Source organism: Kitasatospora sp. NPDC092039, from assembly GCF_044756065.1.
Lineage (GTDB): Bacteria > Actinomycetota > Actinomycetes > Streptomycetales > Streptomycetaceae > Kitasatospora.
Map to the genome: position 1 here is coordinate 192,573 of NZ_JBIVSD010000014.1, position 16,695 is coordinate 209,267.

Annotated in this window: 16 protein-coding genes and 1 pseudogene; 9 read left to right on the forward strand and 8 right to left on the reverse strand. The window is 74.6% G+C overall.

Annotation, left to right across the window (positions count from 1 at the left end; genetic code table 11):
- The first annotated feature begins 11 nt into the window (after positions 1-11).
- Both ACIQI7_RS26235 and ACIQI7_RS26240 read left to right on the forward strand, forming a co-directional pair.
- Positions 12-713: a DUF1707 domain-containing protein gene (locus ACIQI7_RS26235; RefSeq protein ID WP_401113970.1), complete on the forward strand. Its 702-nt coding sequence runs from the start codon at positions 12-14 to the stop codon at positions 711-713.
- A 319-nt stretch (positions 714-1,032) separates the two neighbouring features.
- Complete coding sequence (locus ACIQI7_RS26240; protein WP_401114119.1) at positions 1,033-1,410, forward strand: WhiB family transcriptional regulator; 378 nt, start codon at positions 1,033-1,035, stop codon at positions 1,408-1,410.
- An 84-nt stretch (positions 1,411-1,494) separates the two neighbouring features.
- Here the strand turns inward: ACIQI7_RS26240 and glpX are convergent, their stop codons facing one another.
- The gene (gene glpX / locus ACIQI7_RS26245) at positions 1,495-2,535 is read right to left on the reverse strand and encodes a class II fructose-bisphosphatase (protein WP_387749748.1); all 1,041 of its coding nucleotides are present in this window, start codon (positions 2,533-2,535) and stop codon (positions 1,495-1,497) included.
- Between the two features lie 215 nt (positions 2,536-2,750).
- Between glpX and ACIQI7_RS26250 the strand changes: the two genes are divergently transcribed.
- Positions 2,751-3,287, forward strand: coding sequence for a DUF4245 domain-containing protein (locus ACIQI7_RS26250; RefSeq protein ID WP_401113973.1), 537 nt, complete (start codon positions 2,751-2,753; stop codon positions 3,285-3,287).
- Positions 3,288-3,389: 102 nt separating this feature from the next.
- On the opposite strand, the gene ACIQI7_RS26255 is transcribed toward ACIQI7_RS26250, so the two are convergent.
- The 4 genes from ACIQI7_RS26255 to ACIQI7_RS26270 form a co-directional block, all read right to left on the reverse strand.
- Positions 3,390-3,992: a malonic semialdehyde reductase gene (locus ACIQI7_RS26255; protein ID WP_401113976.1), complete on the reverse strand. Its 603-nt coding sequence runs from the start codon at positions 3,990-3,992 to the stop codon at positions 3,390-3,392.
- A 112-nt stretch (positions 3,993-4,104) separates the two neighbouring features.
- The gene (locus tag ACIQI7_RS26260; protein ID WP_387749757.1) at positions 4,105-4,371 is read right to left on the reverse strand and encodes an exodeoxyribonuclease VII small subunit; all 267 of its coding nucleotides are present in this window, start codon (positions 4,369-4,371) and stop codon (positions 4,105-4,107) included.
- Between the two features lie 53 nt (positions 4,372-4,424).
- Positions 4,425-5,636 carry an exodeoxyribonuclease VII large subunit gene (gene xseA, locus ACIQI7_RS26265; protein ID WP_401113979.1) on the reverse strand — a complete coding sequence of 404 codons (1,212 nt, stop codon included), beginning with the start codon at positions 5,634-5,636 and terminating at the stop codon, positions 4,425-4,427.
- 111 nt (positions 5,637-5,747) lie between these two features.
- The gene (locus tag ACIQI7_RS26270) at positions 5,748-7,136 is read right to left on the reverse strand and encodes an APC family permease (protein WP_401113982.1); all 1,389 of its coding nucleotides are present in this window, start codon (positions 7,134-7,136) and stop codon (positions 5,748-5,750) included.
- Positions 7,137-7,256: 120 nt separating this feature from the next.
- Between ACIQI7_RS26270 and ACIQI7_RS26275 the strand changes: the two genes are divergently transcribed.
- Positions 7,257-8,231 (forward strand): 4-hydroxy-3-methylbut-2-enyl diphosphate reductase, encoded by a 975-nt coding sequence (locus ACIQI7_RS26275; RefSeq protein ID WP_401113985.1) that lies wholly within the window; start codon positions 7,257-7,259, stop codon positions 8,229-8,231.
- A gap of 287 nt (positions 8,232-8,518) precedes the next feature.
- Positions 8,519-9,265: a polyphosphate--glucose phosphotransferase gene (gene ppgK, locus ACIQI7_RS26280; protein ID WP_401113988.1), complete on the forward strand. Its 747-nt coding sequence runs from the start codon at positions 8,519-8,521 to the stop codon at positions 9,263-9,265.
- Between the two features lie 135 nt (positions 9,266-9,400).
- Here the strand turns inward: ppgK and ACIQI7_RS26285 are convergent, their stop codons facing one another.
- Complete coding sequence (locus ACIQI7_RS26285) at positions 9,401-10,033, reverse strand: DUF6542 domain-containing protein (RefSeq protein WP_401113990.1); 633 nt, start codon at positions 10,031-10,033, stop codon at positions 9,401-9,403.
- 176 nt (positions 10,034-10,209) lie between these two features.
- Here ACIQI7_RS26285 and ACIQI7_RS26290 point away from each other — a divergent pair, with 176 nt between their 5' ends.
- Positions 10,210-10,599 (forward strand): VOC family protein, encoded by a 390-nt coding sequence (locus ACIQI7_RS26290; RefSeq protein WP_401113993.1) that lies wholly within the window; start codon positions 10,210-10,212, stop codon positions 10,597-10,599.
- Between the two features lie 84 nt (positions 10,600-10,683).
- The gene (ychF, locus tag ACIQI7_RS26295) at positions 10,684-11,757 is read left to right on the forward strand and encodes a redox-regulated ATPase YchF (protein ID WP_401113996.1); all 1,074 of its coding nucleotides are present in this window, start codon (positions 10,684-10,686) and stop codon (positions 11,755-11,757) included.
- Positions 11,758-11,863: 106 nt separating this feature from the next.
- On the opposite strand, the gene ACIQI7_RS26300 is transcribed toward ychF, so the two are convergent.
- Together ACIQI7_RS26300 and ACIQI7_RS26305 are read right to left on the reverse strand one after the other, a co-directional pair.
- Positions 11,864-12,526, reverse strand: a complete 663-nt coding sequence (locus tag ACIQI7_RS26300; RefSeq protein ID WP_401113999.1) for an HAD-IA family hydrolase — start codon at positions 12,524-12,526, stop codon at positions 11,864-11,866.
- 52 nt (positions 12,527-12,578) lie between these two features.
- A pseudogene (locus ACIQI7_RS26305) lies at positions 12,579-13,726 on the reverse strand (dihydrofolate reductase family protein).
- Between the two features lie 177 nt (positions 13,727-13,903).
- Between ACIQI7_RS26305 and ACIQI7_RS26310 the strand changes: the two are divergent.
- Positions 13,904-14,722, forward strand: a complete 819-nt coding sequence (locus ACIQI7_RS26310; protein WP_401114001.1) for a methyltransferase domain-containing protein — start codon at positions 13,904-13,906, stop codon at positions 14,720-14,722.
- Positions 14,723-14,920: 198 nt separating this feature from the next.
- Positions 14,921-16,489, forward strand: coding sequence for a DUF4190 domain-containing protein (locus ACIQI7_RS26315; protein WP_401114004.1), 1,569 nt, complete (start codon positions 14,921-14,923; stop codon positions 16,487-16,489).
- The last annotated feature ends 206 nt before the right edge of the window (positions 16,490-16,695 follow it).

The window sequence follows — 16,695 nt, forward strand, 5'->3', positions numbered from 1 at the left end:
CGCCCGTACCGATGACCAAATCCGAACCCAAGCCCGAACTCCGGCCCGAGGCCAGGGCGGAGAGCGCGCCGCGGCCGCACGCGCCGGCCGCGCAGGCGGAGCTGCGCGTCTCCGACGCCGACCGCGAGAAGGTCGCGGAGCTGCTGCGGGACGCCTACGCCGAGGGCCGGCTGGACGCGGACGAGCACGCCGAGCGGATCGAGGCCGCCTACGCCGCGAAGACCTTCGGCGACCTCGCGCCGCTCACCCGGGACCTGCCGGCCCGCCCGCTGTCCTTCGAGAAGCAGCCGCTGAACGCCCCGCAGGGCACCCCGCAGCCGCCCGCACGCCAGGAGTCCCCGACGGTGGTGGCGGTCTTCGGCGGCGCGTCCCGCAAGGGCCGCTGGCGGGTGGGCTCGCAGCTGAGCGCCTTCGCCGCGTTCGGCGGGGTGGAGATCGACCTGACCGACGCCGTGTTCGAGTCCCCCGAGGTGGAGATCACCGTCACGGCGGTCTTCGGCGGCGTCGAGGTGCGGGTGCCGGAGAACGTCACCCTGCAGGGGTCCGGCGTCGGCATCTTCGGCGGTTTCGACGTCCGGGAGCAGACCGCGGCGGACCCGTACGCTCCGGTTGTCCGGATCAAGGGCCTTGCGCTGTTCGGCGGTTGCGAGGCCAAGCCGCGCCGGGGCAAGAAGCTCAAGGAGTGGGTGCGCCGCCAACTCGGCACCGACTGACACCCGTTGACCTGCAACGCGCCCGACCGGGGACCAACTCCCGGTCGGGCGCTCGGCGTTGCGGCCAGTGCGCTGCGTAGTCGATTGCGTGCAGTGTGCATGAATCGCGGCCGGGCGGGGTAGTTCCTTCCGCACATCGCTTCTTGGACGGCTGCGCACCGGAGGCGGCCGAGCGGCCGCGCCCGGATGGGACAGCGGGGGCTCGCGGCCGGCGGGGGAGCGAGGGTTCCCCGTGTCCGAGAGCCTCGTCAGGAGTACGGCCGTGCTGCATCCGATCGAGTCCCGCACCACCTCGCCAGCCGCCGCTGCGCAGCAGGTCCTGGAGCGCCGTCCCGGCGTCCGGCCGCAGCCGCAGTCCCCGGGCGTCCCGGCGGGCTCCCCCGCGGGCGAGGACAACCCCTGGCACACCGGCGCCGCGTGTCGGCGGGACGAGGTGGGGCTGTTCTTCGCGCCCTCCAAGGAGCCGACGGCGGCCCGGCTGTCGCGCGAGGAGCAGGCCAAGCAGGTGTGCGCCCGCTGCCCGGTGCTGCTGGAGTGCCGCGAGCACGCGCTGGCGCAGCCGGAGCCGTACGGGGTCTGGGGCGGGCTGACGGCCGCCGAGCGGCGGGTGGTGCTGGCCCGGCGCCGCCGCCGGGACGCGGAGCTGCGCGAGGCGGCCCGGGTGACGGCGGCCGCGCGGCGCCGGATAGCCGGGTGACGCCGGGTCCGAGACCCAGGGGACGCGACGCGGCCCCGGCGGAGGGGGATTCCGCCGGGGCCGCGAAGTGCGCTCGGGTGGGGCTCAGTTGGCGCGGTCGAAGTCGATCGCGCTGTAGGCCCGCAGCTTCGCGAGCTTGTGGGTGGAGTTGATCTCGCGGATGGTGCCGCTCTTGGAGCGCATCACCAGCGAGCTGGTGGTGGCGGTCTCCGAGCGGTAGTGCACGCCGCGCAGCAGCTCGCCGTCGGTGATGCCGGTGGCGACGAAGAACACGTTCTCGCCGCTGACCAGGTCGTCCGTGGTGAGCACCCGGTCCAGGTCGTGCCCGGCGTCCAGGGCCTTCTGCCGCTCGGCGTCGTCCTTGGGCCACAGCCGGCCCTGGATCACGCCGCCCATGCACTTCATCGCGCAGGCCGCGATGATGCCCTCCGGGGTGCCGCCGACGCCCATCAGCAGGTCGACGCCGGTGCCCTCGCGGGCGGCCATGATGGCGCCGGCCACGTCGCCGTCCGAGATGAACTTGATCCGGGCGCCCGCCTCGCGGATCTCCCGGACCAGGCCGTCGTGGCGCGGGCGGTCGAGCACGACGACGGTGACGTCCTCGACGGCGCTGCCCTTGGCCTTGGCGACCCGGCGGATGTTGACCGCGGCCGGGGCGGTGATGTCGACGAACTCGGCCGCCTCCGGCCCGGCCACCAGCTTGTCCATGTAGAACACGGCGCTGGGGTCGAACATGGTGCCGCGGTCGGCGACGGCCAGGACGGCCACCGCGTTGTTCATGCCCTTGGCGGTCAGCGTGGTGCCGTCCACCGGGTCGACCGCGACGTCGCACTCGGCGCCGGTGCCGTCGCCGACCCGCTCGCCGTTGTAGAGCATCGGGGCTTCGTCCTTCTCGCCCTCCCCGATGACGACGACGCCGTTCATCGAGACGGTCGAGACGAGGGTGCGCATCGCCTTCACGGCGGCACCGTCCGCGCCGTTCTTGTCGCCACGTCCGACCCACCGGCCGGCGGCCATCGCGGCCGCCTCGGTGACCCGGACGAGCTCGAGCGCGAGGTTCCGGTCCGGAGCCTCGGGCGCGACCTCCAGGGCACTGGGAAGGTGGTGCGGGTACTGCGTGGTCATCGTCGTTACCTCTCTGTACGCGACGGCCAGTGAGCGCCCGACTACTGCCAGGTCGAACGCCGTGGTGAGGGTTCTGCGATCGTATCTGCCCACGAGATGACTGTCTGTGGCGCGGGTCGCTGCTCTGTCGCGGAAAACACCGGTTCGTCCCCTTTCACCCGTACGTGGACACCCCTGGTGACCGCCCGGAGATGTGGATGAGTCACCATGTGGGGGTGGCAGCAGACAGCAAGGGCATGAGGGGCCGGCAGACCGTACGGGACATGGTCCTGTCGATGCTGGCGGTCGGGATCGTCGTCTGGGTCGGGTACCTGTTCCTCCCGCACGACGCCAACGGCGACCCGGTGCACGTCGTCGAGTACAAGGTCGCGGCGGCCTCCGCCAAGCGCACCGCGCCGTACCCGCTGCTCTCCCCGGAGGGGCTGCCGGACAAGTGGCGGGCCACCTCGGTCAGCTACCGGCCGGCCGGCGACAACAACGGCAAGGGCAACGCCTGGCACCTGGGCTTCGTGACCCCCTCCGGCCAGTACGCGGCGATCGAGCAGAGCGACGTGCCGCGCGAATCCCTGCTGGCCGACCACGTGACGGGCGCCAAGCCGGACGGCACCGCCGAGGCGGGCGGCCGCGCCTGGGACCGGGTGCAGGGCGAGAAGGCCCGCGCGCTGGCCGTGCAGACCGGCCCCGGGACCACGCTGCTCACCGGCACCGCCTCCTACGAGGAGCTGGCCGAGCTGGCGCAGGCGCTCAAGTAGTCCCGCCCCGGCCGTGGCGCCCCGCGCACGCCGCCGGGCACGCGCACGCCGAAGGGCCCCGCGCCGGACGAACCGGTGCGGGGCCCTTTCGCGCGCGGCGGATCAGACCGTGGTGACGACCTCGTCGTAGGCCAGGCGCGGCGAACGCGGGAACCAGGCGTCCTCGCCCGGCTTGCCGATGTTGACCACGGCCAGCACCGAGTGGTCGCCGTCGCCGAAGAACTCCTTGTTGATGCCCTCGGCGTCGAAGCCGGTCATCGGGCCGGCGGCCAGGCCGGCGGCGCGCACGCCGACGATGAAGTAGGCGGCCTGCAGGGCGCCGTTCAGCGTGGCGGACTGCTCGCGGACGCTGCGCTCCGAGAAGAACAGGTCCTTGGCCTGCGGGAAGTGCGGCAGCTGGGTCGGCAGCTCCTCGTGGAACTCGTTGTCCACGGCCAGGATGGCGACCAGCGGGGCGGCGGCGGTCTTGTCCTTGTTGCCGTCCGCCATCTGCCGGACGAGGCGCTCGCGGGCCTCCTCCGAGCGGACCAGGACGACGCGCAGCGGCTGCTGGTTGAAGGCGGTCGGGCCGAACTTGACCAGCTCGTAGATGGCCTGGACCTGCTCCTCGGTGACCGGCTCGTCGGTGAAGGTGTTCGCGGTGCGGGCCTCACGGAACAGCAGGTCCTGAGCGGCGGCGTCGAGTACCAGGGCGTCGGTGGTCATTGCTTCTGCACCTCATGCGGAAAAGGAGTTCGTCGGTATGATCGGCCGCAGCCGGTCACTCCGTCCAACATAGGTGAATATTCAACGATTCCCCAAGTGTTTGTGACCTGCCTCACTCCCCGCCCGGGGCCGCGCCCTCCTCGGCGGCCAGCGCGGCGTCCAGCCGGGCCCGGGCGCCGTCCAGCCAGCGCTGGCACACCTTCGCCAGCTGCTCGCCGCGCTCCCACAGCGCCAGCGACTCCTCCAGCGACGTCCCGCCGTTCTCCAGCTGCCGGACGACGTCCAGCAGCGCGTCCCGGGCGTGCTCGTAGCCCAGCGCGTCGTCCGGGTTCGGCGCCGCCGCTGCCGCCGCGTCCTGCTGCTCCTGCTGCTCTGCCATGCGTGCCAGCGTAGGGGCTCGGACCGACACGCCCCAGCCCCGGTCGGCGGGGACTACCCGGGCGCCACGGTGACGTCGAAGCCGCCGCCCGCCACCCGGGCGTGCAGCCCCTCGCCGGGCGCGGCCTGCGCCGGGTCGGTCACCACCGTGCCGTCCGCCCGCTGGAGCACCGCGTAGCCGCGCTCCAGGGTGGCCGCGGGGGAGAGCGCCACCACCCGGGCCAGGGTGTGCCCGAGGTCGCTCTGCGCGTGGTCCAGCCGGTGCCGCAGGGTGCGCCGGGCCCGCTCCAGCAGGCCGTCCACCTCCTGCCCGCGCCCGTCCAGCATCCGGTGCGGGGCGGCCAGCGCCGGGCGGCTGCGCACCCCGTCCAGCCCGTGCTGCTCGCGCTCGACCCGGGACAGCACGTGCCGCCGGGCGCGGTCGCGCAGCTGGCGGACCTTGGCCAGCTCCTCGCCGACGTCCGGAACCACCCGTTTGGCCGCGTCGGTCGGGGTGGAGGCGCGCAGGTCGGCCACGAAGTCCAGCAGCGGCTGGTCCGGCTCGTGCCCGATCGCGCTCACCACCGGCGTACGGGCGGCCGCGACCAGCCGCACCAGGCCCTCGTCCGAGAACGGCAGCAGGTCCTCCACGCTGCCGCCGCCGCGGGCCACCACGATCACGTCCACCTCGGGGTGCTCGTCCAGCTCCCGCACGGCCGCGCTCACCCGCTCCACCGCGCTGACCCCCTGCACCGGGACGTTGCGCACCTCGAAGCGGACGGCCGGCCAGCGCCGCCGGGCGTTCTCCAGGACGTCCCGCTCGGCCGCCGAGCCGCGCCCGGTGACCAGCCCCACACACTGCGGCAGGAACGGCAGCGGCTTCTTGCGCTCGGCCGCGAACAGGCCCTCCCCGGCGAGCCGCCGCTTCAGCTGCTCCAGCCGGGCCAGCAGCTCGCCGAGCCCCACCGGGCGGATCTCCGAGGCGCGCATCGACAGCTGGCCGCGCGCCGCGTACCACTCCGGCTTGGCGTGCACGACGACCCGCGCGCCCTCCTGCACCACGTCCGCGACCTGGTCGAACACCGAGCGGAAGCAGGTCACGGTGAGCGACACGTCGGCCTGCGGGTCGCGCAGGGTCAGGAACACCACGCCCGCCCCGGGGCGGCGGCTGAGCTGGGTGATCTGCCCCTCCACCCAGACCGCGCCGAGCCGGTCGATCCAGCCGCCGATCAGCGCGGAGACCTTGCCGACCGGGAGCGGCGCTTCGGGGGAGCTGGTGTTGGCCATGCGTACGAGGCTAGCGGCGCGGGCCGACACGGCCGAGACCGCCGACCCCGGTCGCGTCCGCCGGGGCCCGCCGGCCCGCCTGCCGTCCCGCAGGCCGTCCCGCCGTCCGGGTCACGGCCGCCGGCGCCCGTCGGCCCCGCCGGGACCGCCGCGGGGGCCGCCCCGGCCGGCGGCACCCTGGACGGCGAGCACGACCAGGCCGGCCGCCAGCCAGACCAGCCCGACGATCTGCGCGGTGGTCGAGGCCTCGGACACCACCGCCCCGATCACCGCGATCCCCAGCACCGGCACGACCACGTGCGGGAGCCACCGCCGCGAGCCGTGCCGCACCGCGTACCAGCCGACCACCGAGGCGTGCAGCAGCGCGAAGGCGGTCAGCGCGCCGACGTTCACCACCGAGGTGAGCTGGTCCAGCCCGTCGTCCCGCTCGGCCGCCCAGACCGCCGCCGCCATCGTGATCACCGCGGCCGCCAGCAGCGCCCGGCGCGGCACCGCGCTGGCCGGATCGACCGTGCCGAGCAGGCGCGGCAGCCGACCGTCCCGGGCCATCGCGAAGACCAGCCGTCCGGCCGCGGCCTGCCCGGCCAAGGCCGCGAAGGCGGCGCCGATCGCCTTGCTGGCCGCCACCAGCACGTGCAGCCAGTGCCCGACGCCGCTCTCCACGGTGTCGTAGAAGGCCGAGCCCTGCGCCGCCGGGTCGGCGGCCAGCTGCTGCGGGCCGGTCGGCTCCAGCAGCGCCGCCAGGTAGGTCTGGGCGACGAACAGCACCCCGGCCAGCGCCAGGCACCAGAGCACCGCCCGGGCCACCGCCGCCGAGGCGCCGACCGCCTCCTCCACGAAGGTGGCGATCGCGTCGAAGCCCAGGTAGGAGAGCACCGCGACGGACACCGCCGAGACCACCGCGGCCAGCGAGAAGTCGCCGACGGCGGTGAACGGGGTGTCCCAGCCGCGCCGGGCGCCGTGCTGGGCCAGCGCCACCACGGCCGCGGCCACGAACACCGCCAGCACCGCGATCTCCATCGCGAGCACCGCGAAGCCGACCACCGCCGCCGTCCGCACCCCGACCAGGTTGAGGGCGGTGGTCACCACCACCGCGAGCGCCGTCCAGACCCACCGCGAGACGTCCGGCACCAGCGAGTTCAGCGCGATCCCGGAGAACAGGTAGGCCACCGCGGGGATCAGCAGGTAGTCGAGCATCGCCATCCAGCCGGCGATGAAGCCCGGCCCCTCGCCCAGCCCGGCCCGTGCGTACGCGAACACCGAGCCGGTCTGCGGCACCGCGCGCACCATCTGGGTGTACGAGACGGCGGTGAAGCCCATCGCCACCGTCGCGGCCAGGTAGACCGTGGCGACGGCGCCGTGGCTCTTGGCGTCCAGCACGCCGAACACGCCGACCGGGGCCATCGGGGCGATGAACAGCAGTCCGTAGACCATCAGATCGCGGACACCCAGGCTGCGGCGCAGGCCGCTCGGCGTCACCCGCTCGCTCACAGAGCTCATAGACACCGTATTTTGAGCGCAATTGACCGGATCTGCACGGAAGGTGTCCGGCGTCGGCGCGGCTTCCCGCCGGGGACAGGGAAGGCGAGCGCCGGTCGCGGCCGCCCGTACGATGGAGCCATGTCCAACACCGCGCAGCGCCGTGTCCTGCTCGCCGCCCCCCGGGGCTACTGCGCGGGAGTCGACCGCGCCGTGATCGCCGTGGAGAAGGCCCTGGAGCAGTACGGGGCGCCCATCTACGTCCGCAAGCAGATCGTCCACAACAAGTACGTGGTGCAGACCCTGGAGAAGAAGGGCGCGATCTTCGTCGACGAGACGGAGGAGGTGCCCGAGGGCTCGATCGTCGTCTTCTCCGCGCACGGCGTCGCCCCGTCCGTCCACGACGAGGCGCGGGCCGGCAAGCTCGCCACCGTCGACGCGACCTGCCCGCTGGTCACCAAGGTGCACAAGGAGGCCGTGCGGTTCGCCGACGAGGGCTTCGACATCCTGCTGGTGGGCCACGAGGGCCACGAGGAGGTCATCGGCACCATGGGCGAGGCCCCGGACCGGATCCACCTGGTGGACGGTGCCGAGGACGTCGCCAACGTGCGGGTGCGGGACGAGTCCAAGGTCGTCTGGCTGTCCCAGACCACCCTGTCGGTGGACGAGACCATGGCCACCGTCGGCGAGCTGAAGAACCGCTTCCCGGCGCTGGTCAGCCCGCCCAGCGACGACATCTGCTACGCCACCCAGAACCGCCAGGTCGCCGTCAAGCAGCTGGCCCCGGAGGCCGACCTGCTGATCGTGGTCGGTTCCAAGAACTCCTCCAACTCCGTCCGCCTGGTCGAGGTCGGCCTGGAGTACGGCGCCAAGGCCGCCCACCTGGTGGACTTCGCCGAGGAGATCCGCGAGGAGTGGCTGGAGGGCGTCACCACGGTCGGCCTGACCAGCGGCGCCTCGGTGCCGGAGATCCTGGTCGACGGCGTGCTGGAGTTCCTGGCCGCGCGCGGTTACGACACGGTCGAGACGGTCAAGACCGCCGAGGAGCACCTGATCTTCTCGCTGCCCAAGGAGCTGCGCCGCGACCTGCGCGCCGAGGCGGCGGGCAAGCTCTGACCCGACCCGGAAGGGCCGGTACCCCGTCGGGGGTGCCGGCCCTTTCCGCTGCGGCGGCGGCCTGCCGCTCCGCCGTGCGGCCGCCGGTGCTGCTTCCCGGGGGTGCGCGGGTTCCCGCTGTGCGCTTTCCCGCTGCACGCCCTCCGGCTGCGCGATTTCCCGCGGTTCGGTGTCCTGCTGTGCGCGCCCGGGCGCGCTCTCGTAGTTTTGTGCACAGGCTGTGGACGATTCACCGGCCGCGGACGGTCCGGAGCCGGTCCCGCGGCCGACGGCGGAGGGTGGACGGGATGACGGCGGTATTCGGCGTGGACATCGGCGGCTCGGGGATCAAGGGCGCGCCCGTCGACCTCGCCCGGGGCGCGCTCGCCCAGGAGCGCCACAAGGTGCTCACCCCGCAGCCGTCCTCCCCCGAGGCCGTGGTCGCCGCCGTCTGCGAGGTGATCCGCCACTTCGACCACCAGGGCCCGGTCGGGCTGACCTTCCCCGGCGTGGTGGTCGACGGCCGCACCAGGACGGCGGCCAACGTGGACAAGGGCTGGATCGGCCTGGACGCGGCCGGCCTCTTCCGCCAGGCGCTGGGGATGCCCGCGACCGTCCTGAACGACGCGGACGCGGCCGGGCTGGCCGAGCTGACGCACGGCGCCGGGCGGGGCGAGCCGGGCGTGGTCCTGGTGCTCACCTTCGGCACCGGCATCGGCAGCGCCCTGTTCGTGGACGGCGTGCTGGTGCCCAACACCGAGCTGGGCCACCTGGAGGTGCGCGGCAAGGACGCCGAGCGCCGGGCCTCCTCGGCCGCCAAGGAGCGGCACGGGCTGGACTGGGAGCAGTGGGCCGGGCGGGTCGACGAGTACCTGGACGTGGTCGAGACGCTGTTCTCGCCGCGGCTGATCGTGATCGGCGGCGGGGTCAGCCGCAAGCACGAGAAGTTCCTGCCGCTGCTGAAGGACCGCGCGGCGCGGATCGTCCCGGCGGAGCTGCGCAACGACGCGGGCATCGTCGGAGCCGCCATGGCGGCGGCCAGGGCGGAGGTCTGAGGGGCGTCCGCCGACGGGCCGGCGGCCTGGTCGGGCGGCGCCTCGCCGGAACGGCTTCGCCCGGCGGGCGGGGTGCCGGCGGGCGGGGTGCCGACGGGTACGGCCCCAGCGGGTCCGCCGTCAGCGGGTCCGACGTCAGCGCGTGCGGTGGATCCGGCGCTGGGCGACGAACCGGGCGAGCACGATCAGCGCCGCCAGCCCGGTGCCGGAGAACAGCCAGCCGGCCCGCAGCGCCAGCCCGGTCGCCAGCGAGACCACCTGGGCGGTGACACCCGGGGAGTTCACCGGTTCGAGCAGCAGCAGCGCGACGGCGAAGGCGATCGGGCCGCTGATCGGTGCGGCCAGCAGGTCCGCGTAGCGCACCCGGACGGCCAGCTGGAAGCAGACCACCAGGTAGCCGAGGCCGAACAGCCAGCCCAGGCCGTCGAACAGCAGCCGGTCCACGCCGGCCACCGCGAGCGTCGCCAGGACGGCGGCCACCCCTGTGCCGACGGCCGTCAGCCGGGTCGGCCGGCCGGTGCGCCGCCGCCCGTACAGCTGCTCGTCGCCGCGCCCGCGCAGGGGGAGGCGCAGCCGCAGCCGGGGGCCGGTCGGGCGGGGGGCGCCGGACGGGCCGGCCACCGGGCGCAGCCGGGAGGCGGGGACGGCCCCGGAGGGGGCGCCGGCGGCCCCGGGGGCCCGGCCCGGACCGGGGACGGCGGCTGCCGCCGCGCGGGTCGGCGGACGGCGTCTGGGCCCTGGCGGCTGAGTACGGATGCTGTGCTCCACCCGCCCAACGTACGGTCCGATCATCGCCACACTGTGTAATGGACCGTTCAGGTCTTGTCCCGTGTCTCCGGGTGGAGTAGTCATGTGATCGTCACTCAGGTCGGCTGACCTGCGCGGTCGCGCCGACGCACGACGATCACCGGATCCGTTCACGGGTCTCTTCACGGGGGAGCAGCATGACCGATTTCACGTTCGAACGGCTCGATCACGTCCAGCTCGACATCCCGGCCGGAGCCGAGGACGAGTGCCGGGCCTTCTGGTCCGGCGTGCTCGGGATGACCGAGCTGGCGAAGCCGCCGGTGCTGGCCGCCCGCGGCGGCTGCTGGTTCCGCGGCGGCGGGGTCGAGGTGCACCTGGGCGTGACCCCGGACTTCCGTCCGTCCCGCAAGGGGCACCCGGGCATCCTGGTCCGCTCGCTGGACGCGCTGGCCGACCGCCTCACCGCGCACGGCCACCAGGTGACCTGGGACGACAACCTGCCCGGTCACCGGCGCTTCTACGCCGACGACAGCCTGGGCAACCGGCTGGAGTTCCTGGAGCCCCGGGCGGCGGCGACCGAGGAGTGAGGCAGTGCGGGGGCTGCCCGTAGACTTGGGGGTCGGCCCGTACGGTGCCGACCCAACTCCTCCAAGCCCACGGGACTGCGCTTCATGTCGCTCACGATCGGAATCGTCGGCCTGCCGAACGTCGGCAAGTCGACCCTGTTCAACGCCCTGACCAAGAACGACGTGCTGGCGGCCAACTACCCGTTCGCCACGATCGAGCCGAACGTCGGCGTGGTCGGCGTCCCGGACGAGCGGCTGGCGAAGCTGGCCGAGATCTTCGGCTCCCAGCGCATCCTCCCGGCGACCGTCGACTTCGTCGACATCGCCGGCATCGTGCGCGGCGCCAGCGAGGGCGAGGGCCTGGGCAACAAGTTCCTCGCCAACATCCGCGAGTCGGACGCGATCTGCCAGGTCGTGCGCGCCTTCACCGACCCGGACGTGGTGCACGTGGACGGCAAGGTGTCGCCCAAGGACGACATCGAGACCATCCACACCGAGCTGATCCTGGCCGACCTCCAGACCATCGAGAAGGTCCTGCCGCGGCTCCAGAAGGAGGCGCGCCTCAAGAAGGAGACCGCCGCCGTGCTGGCCGCCGCCGAGGCCGCGCAGGCGATCCTGGAGACCGGCAAGACCCTCTTCGAGGCCGGCTTCGACACCGCCCCGATCCGCGACCTCCACCTGCTGACCGCCAAGCCCTTCCTCTACGTCTTCAACGTGGACGAGGACGAGCTGGCCGACGAGGACTTCAAGAAGGCCCAGCGCGAGCTGGTCGCCCCGGCCGAGGCGATCTTCCTGAACGCCAAGATCGAGTCCGAGCTGATCGAGCTGGACGACGCCGAGGCCCTGGAGCTCCTCCAGTCCATGGGCCAGGAGGAGCCCGGCCTCGCCACCCTCGCCCGGGTCGGCTTCGACACCCTCGGCCTCCAGACGTACCTGACGGCCGGCCCCAAGGAAGCCCGCGCCTGGACCATCAAGAAGGGCGCCACCGCCCCCGAGGCCGCCGGAGTCATCCACACCGACTTCCAGAAGGGCTTCATCAAGGCCGAGGTGATCTCCTTCGCCGACCTGGTCGAGACCGGCTCCATCGCCGACGCCCGCGCCAAGGGCAAGGCCCGCATCGAGGGCAAGGAGTACGTCATGCAGGACGGCGACGTCGTGGAGTTCCGCTTCAACGTGTGACCGGTCACCGTGCACGGTTCGAAGGGGCCGGACTCCCGACACGGGGTCCGGCCCCTTCGCTGTCGTCCGGCCTGCCCGGGGCGCCGGATCGGTGTCGTGTGAGGGCTCAGCCGATGGTGACGGTGAGGAGGCCGTCGGGGGCGGCGGTGACGGTGACGGCGGTGAGGGTGGCGGCGTGGGCGTCGGGGTGGTGGGGGAGGGCGCGCGGGCCGATGCCGACGACGCGGGTGCCGGCGGCCCTGGCGGCGGCGATGCCGGCGGCGGAGTCCTCGAAGGCGAGGCAGTCGGCGGGGGCGAAGCCGAGGGCGGCGGCACCCTTGAGGAAGCCCTCGGGGTCGGGCTTGCTGGCACCGACGGACTCGGCGGTGACCAGGACGGGCGGCAGCGGCAGCCCGGCGGCGGCCATCCGGACCCGGGCGAGCGGCTGGTCGGCGGAGGTGACCAGGGCGTGCGGGTGGCCGGACAGCGAGGCGAGGAAGGCGCCGGCGCCGGGCACCGGCACGACGCCCTCGGTGTCGGCGCGCTCCTCGGCGAGCATCCGCTCGTTGTCGGCCAGGTTGAGCTCCATCGGGCGGTCCGGCAGGAAGTGGGCCATGGTCGCGTGGCCCTGGCGGCCGTGCGCGACGGCGAGCACCTCGGCCGGGTCCAGGCCGTGCCGCTCGGCCCAGCGGCCGAAGCAGCGCTCGACCACGGCGTCGGAGTCGACCAGGGTGCCGTCCATGTCCAGGAGGACGGCTCGGGCGGTCAGCCGGACGGGGGCGGCGGGCATGGGACGGCTCCTCAAGGGGTGAACAGCATTTGTTCCTGAATGGTACAAAACGTCACGCGAGTCCGAGCAGGTGGGCGTTGACCGCGCGGGCCTCCTCGGCCAGCTCCGGCAGCTCCACCACCTCGACCCCGGCCGCCGCCAGCAGTGCGGTGCCCTGGCAGTCGGTGACGAACAGGTCCGGCTCGCGCCAGGCGACCACCACCCGCGGCACGCCCGCCGCGACGAGCAGCCGGGCGCACGGCACCGGCCGCGAGGCGCGCTGTCCACAGGGCTCCAGCGAGCTGTAGACGGTCGCGCCGCGCAGCCGCGGGTCACCCGCCGGGAGCTTGGCCAGGGCCGCCTCCTCGGCGTGGTCGTGCGGGTCCGTCTCCCGGCTGTAGCCCTCCGCCAGCACCGTGCCGTCGGCGCCGACGATCACCGCGCCGACCGAGAAGGCCGTCTCGGACGGCGGGCACCGGCGGGAGAGTTCGACGGCTCGGCGCAGGTGGTCGAGGTCGGTGGACGCGGGCTGGGTCACGGCGCGGGCTCCTTGGGGGCGTACCTGAGCAGGACGACGTCGCCCACGGTACGTGCCTCCAGCAGCCGCATCCGCCGGGCCGGGCCGCCCGGGAACGCGGCCGGGCGGACGAACCGGGGCGCCTCGGCCTGGCCGACCAGCAGCGGGGCGACGGCCAGCTGGAGCTCGTCCGCGAGGCCCTGCGCCAGGAACTGGGTGTGCACGCCGCCGCCGCCCTCGACCATCAGTCGCCGCACCCCGCGGGCGCCCAGGTCGTCCAGCACCGCGCCGAGGTCCACCGCGCCGCCCAGCGCGACCACTTCGGCCAGCCCCTCCAGCCGGGGGCGCAGCACCGCGGCTCCGGCGTCCGTGGTGTAGGCGAGCCGGGCGCCGCCGGTGTGCCAGAACCGCAGGTCGGCGCCGAGTGCACCGCTCGCGGAGAGCGTCACCTTCAGCGGGTGCTCGGGCCGGCCGGACGCCAGGCGGGCGGCCCGGCGCCCGGGGTCGTTGACCAGCAGTCGCGGGTTGTCGGCGCGCAGGGTGTTGCCGCCGACCAGGATCGCGTCGGCGGCCGCGCGCTCCTCGTCGACCCGGTCGAAGTCGGCGGCGTTGGAGAGCAGCAGCCGGTCGGGGGAGGCGTCGTCGAGGTGGCCGTCGAGGGAGACGGCGGCGCTCAGCAGGACGTAGGGGCGCGGGCCGGGCATCGGGCGGGACCGTTCTGTCGGGGGCGCCTCCACGGTACGGCGGCGGGGTGCGGTCCGGTCCCCTGGTGATCGGAATATGAGACATATCTTCTCGGGATGCGGGACGAAGAGTAGCGTCGGAGGCGCCGTGGAGCGCCGCGGCCGACCGCAGCCAGTCGCCACGCCCAGGGGGACCCCATGACCGGACCGCAGCCCGCCGCCGTCTACACCCACGGCCACCAGGAGGCCGTACTGCGCTCGCACCGCTCCCGCACCGCCGCCGACTCGGCCGGCTACCTGCTGCCCGAACTGCGGCCCGGACAGGCCCTGTTGGACGTCGGCTGCGGGCCCGGCACGATCACCGCGGACCTGGCCGGGCTGGTCGGCCCGCAGGGGCGGGTGGTCGCGGTGGACACCTCCGCCGAGGTGCTGGAGCGGGCCGCCGGACACATCGCCGGGCTGGGCCTGACCAATGTCGTCGTCCAGCATGCCGACGTGCACCGACTGCCGTACCGGGACGGCGAGTTCGACGTGGTGCACGCCCACCAGGTGCTCCAGCACGTGGCCGACCCGGTGGCCGCGCTGCGCGAGCTGCGGCGGGTGACGGCGCCGGGCGGCGTGGTCGCGGTGCGCGACGTCGACTACGCCTCGATGACCTGGTTCCCCGAGGTGCCAGCGCTGGACCGGTGGCTGGAGCTGTACCGACGGACCGCCCGCGCCAACGGCGGTGAGCCGGACGCCGGCCGGCGGCTGCTGTCCTGGGCCCGCGCGGCCGGCTTCACCGACGTCACCGCCGGCGCCTCCACCTGGACGTACGCGACGCCCGAGCAGCGCGCCTGGTGGGGCGGGATGTGGGCGGACCGGGTGACGGGCACCGCGCTGGGCCGGACGGCGGTCGGGCTGGGCTTCGCGGACCGGGACGAGCTGGGCCTGATCGCGGACGGCTGGCGGGAGTGGAGCTCCGCCGGGGACGGCTGGTTCTCGATGCTGCACGGTGAGGTCCTGGCCCGGGGCTGAGCCGGCCGAGCCGGCCGAGCCGACCGGGCGGCGGTCGGCGAGCCGAGGGGCGCCGGCGGACGGCGGGCCGGGAGGACGGGCAGGCGTTCGGAAAGATCGGGTAAAGTCGCGCGACCGTTCAGATCGGGCCCGTTCGGGTCCGAGCCATGATGCCGAGCGCCGAGCCGACGCCCGTTCCGGCGGGTTGGGGGAGTCCACGTGTCCAAGCCTGAGTCCGAGCCGCCCGTCCCGGGCCCGGAGTCGCCCGCGGCCACGGGGGCCGGCGCGGTCTCGGGGACCGGCGCGGACACGGGTACGGACGCGGACGCGGGCGCCGACGCGGTCACGGATCCGGCGCAGGCGCCGACGGCCGGTCAGGACCCCCGGGTGGACTTCCGCAAGGACGCCGCCGAACCCGCTCCGAGCCCCGCCGAGCCCGCCGAGCCCGCCGCAGCCGCGCCGGAGCCGGAACCCGAACCCGAGCAGTCCGCCCCCGCCGACCCCTGGGCCGCACCCGACTTCTCCGCCGGCCCGTCCGCGGCCCCGGTCCCGCCCGCCCCGGCCCCGTCCGCCGCCGTCCCGCCGTCGGCCGCCCCGCCCCAGCCCCCGCACCCGCTGCCCGCCGGCGGCTGGGCCTCCGTCACCCCCGCCGCCCAGTCCGGCTTCCAGCCCGCCCACCCCTACGCCCCGGTCCCGGGCACGGGCCCCGGCCAGGGCCCGGCCGCCGCCCCCTTCCCCGGGTACCTCCCCGGTCCCGCTCCCACCAACGGCTTCGCCGTCGGCTCCCTGGTCACCGGGCTGCTCCTGGTCGCCCCGGTGGCCCTGGTGTTCGGCATCCTCGCGCTGGTCCAGATCAAGCGCCGCAAGGAGCGCGGCTCCGGCATGGCGGTGACCGGCCTGGTGCTCGGCACGATCGGCACGGTGCTGCTGGCCCTCCTGCTCGGCGCGGCCGACTTCAGCTCACCGCGGGCCGGCCGCTTCGGCCAGGCCCCGAAGGCGCCGGCCGGTTCGGTGCACTGGTCCGACCTCAGGGCCGGCGACTGCTACGACTCCCCCGAGGGCGGTTCGACGGCGGACGCGGACGGCGACGTGACGGTGTACTGGGTGCACCGGGTGGCCTGCGCCCAGCCGCACCACGGCGAGGTGGCGGGCAGCGCCGAGATCCCGAGCGGCAACGGCCTCTACCCGGGCGAGAGCGAGGCCCGTGAGTCGGCCGGCCGGCTGTGCCGCAAGGTGCTGGACGGCTACGCGCTCGACCAGTGGGTCGTCCCGGACGGCATGGACGACGTCTACCTCTACCCGACCGCGAGGAACTGGGAGTCCGGCGCGCGGTCCGTCACCTGCGCCTTCGAGGACCGCGACGACCGGCACCAGGGGACGGTCCGCACCGACCGGAGCCGCCTGACCGCGCCCCAGCTGGCCTACCTGGAGGCCGTCCGCGACTTCAACGACGTCTACCGGGACCCGCCGGAGGGCGACCCCGCCGGGGCCGAGACCGAGCACCGGGCGTGGGCCCGGCGGGTGGCCGTGGCCTCCCGGACCGAGGCGGCGGTGCTGGGCGGGCTGTCGGTGCCCTGGCCGGCCGACGTCCAGCCGAACATCGCCAAGCTGGTCGACGCCCAGTCCCAGGCCGCCGCCGCCTGGGACGCCGCGGCCGTCGGCACCGACGTGGCGGGCGACGTCCGCCGGGCCAGGGCGCTGGTGGCCAAGACGGCGCCGACGAACCTGGAGATCCGCCGGGGGCTGGGCCTGTCCACCGGCGAGCAGGCGCCCGACCTGCGGGTCTGAGCGGCCGCGCCCGGCGGTTACCGGCCGTTGACCGCGCCCGTACCTGCCGGTAACCCGTCGGCCGTACGGTCGTGGGCACGTCCCCGGCCCGACCCCCACGCGAGCCGGGGACCGGCCCGGCCGGTCCCTTGAACGGGCACGGGCCGGAACGGGCCGGAACGGGCCGGGATCGGGACGGCCCGCGGCAGCCCCCGGTACGCTCCCGC

Coding starts and splice junctions, on each gene's coding strand:
- ACIQI7_RS26235 (WP_401113970.1), top strand. CDS start 12: ATGACCAAATCCGAACCCAAGCCCGAACTCCGGCCCGAGGCCAGGGCG.
- glpX (WP_387749748.1), bottom strand. CDS start 2,535: ATGACCACGCAGTACCCGCACCACCTTCCCAGTGCCCTGGAGGTCGCG.
- ACIQI7_RS26255 (WP_401113976.1), bottom strand. CDS start 3,992: ATGACCACCGACGCCCTGGTACTCGACGCCGCCGCTCAGGACCTGCTG.
- ACIQI7_RS26260 (WP_387749757.1), bottom strand. CDS start 4,371: ATGGCAGAGCAGCAGGAGCAGCAGGACGCGGCGGCAGCGGCGGCGCCG.
- xseA (WP_401113979.1), bottom strand. CDS start 5,636: ATGGCCAACACCAGCTCCCCCGAAGCGCCGCTCCCGGTCGGCAAGGTC.
- ACIQI7_RS26270 (WP_401113982.1), bottom strand. CDS start 7,136: ATGAGCTCTGTGAGCGAGCGGGTGACGCCGAGCGGCCTGCGCCGCAGC.
- ACIQI7_RS26275 (WP_401113985.1), top strand. CDS start 7,257: ATGTCCAACACCGCGCAGCGCCGTGTCCTGCTCGCCGCCCCCCGGGGC.
- ppgK (WP_401113988.1), top strand. CDS start 8,519: ATGACGGCGGTATTCGGCGTGGACATCGGCGGCTCGGGGATCAAGGGC.
- ACIQI7_RS26290 (WP_401113993.1), top strand. CDS start 10,210: ATGACCGATTTCACGTTCGAACGGCTCGATCACGTCCAGCTCGACATC.
- ychF (WP_401113996.1), top strand. CDS start 10,684: ATGTCGCTCACGATCGGAATCGTCGGCCTGCCGAACGTCGGCAAGTCG.
- ACIQI7_RS26300 (WP_401113999.1), bottom strand. CDS start 12,526: ATGCCCGCCGCCCCCGTCCGGCTGACCGCCCGAGCCGTCCTCCTGGAC.
- ACIQI7_RS26310 (WP_401114001.1), top strand. CDS start 13,904: ATGACCGGACCGCAGCCCGCCGCCGTCTACACCCACGGCCACCAGGAG.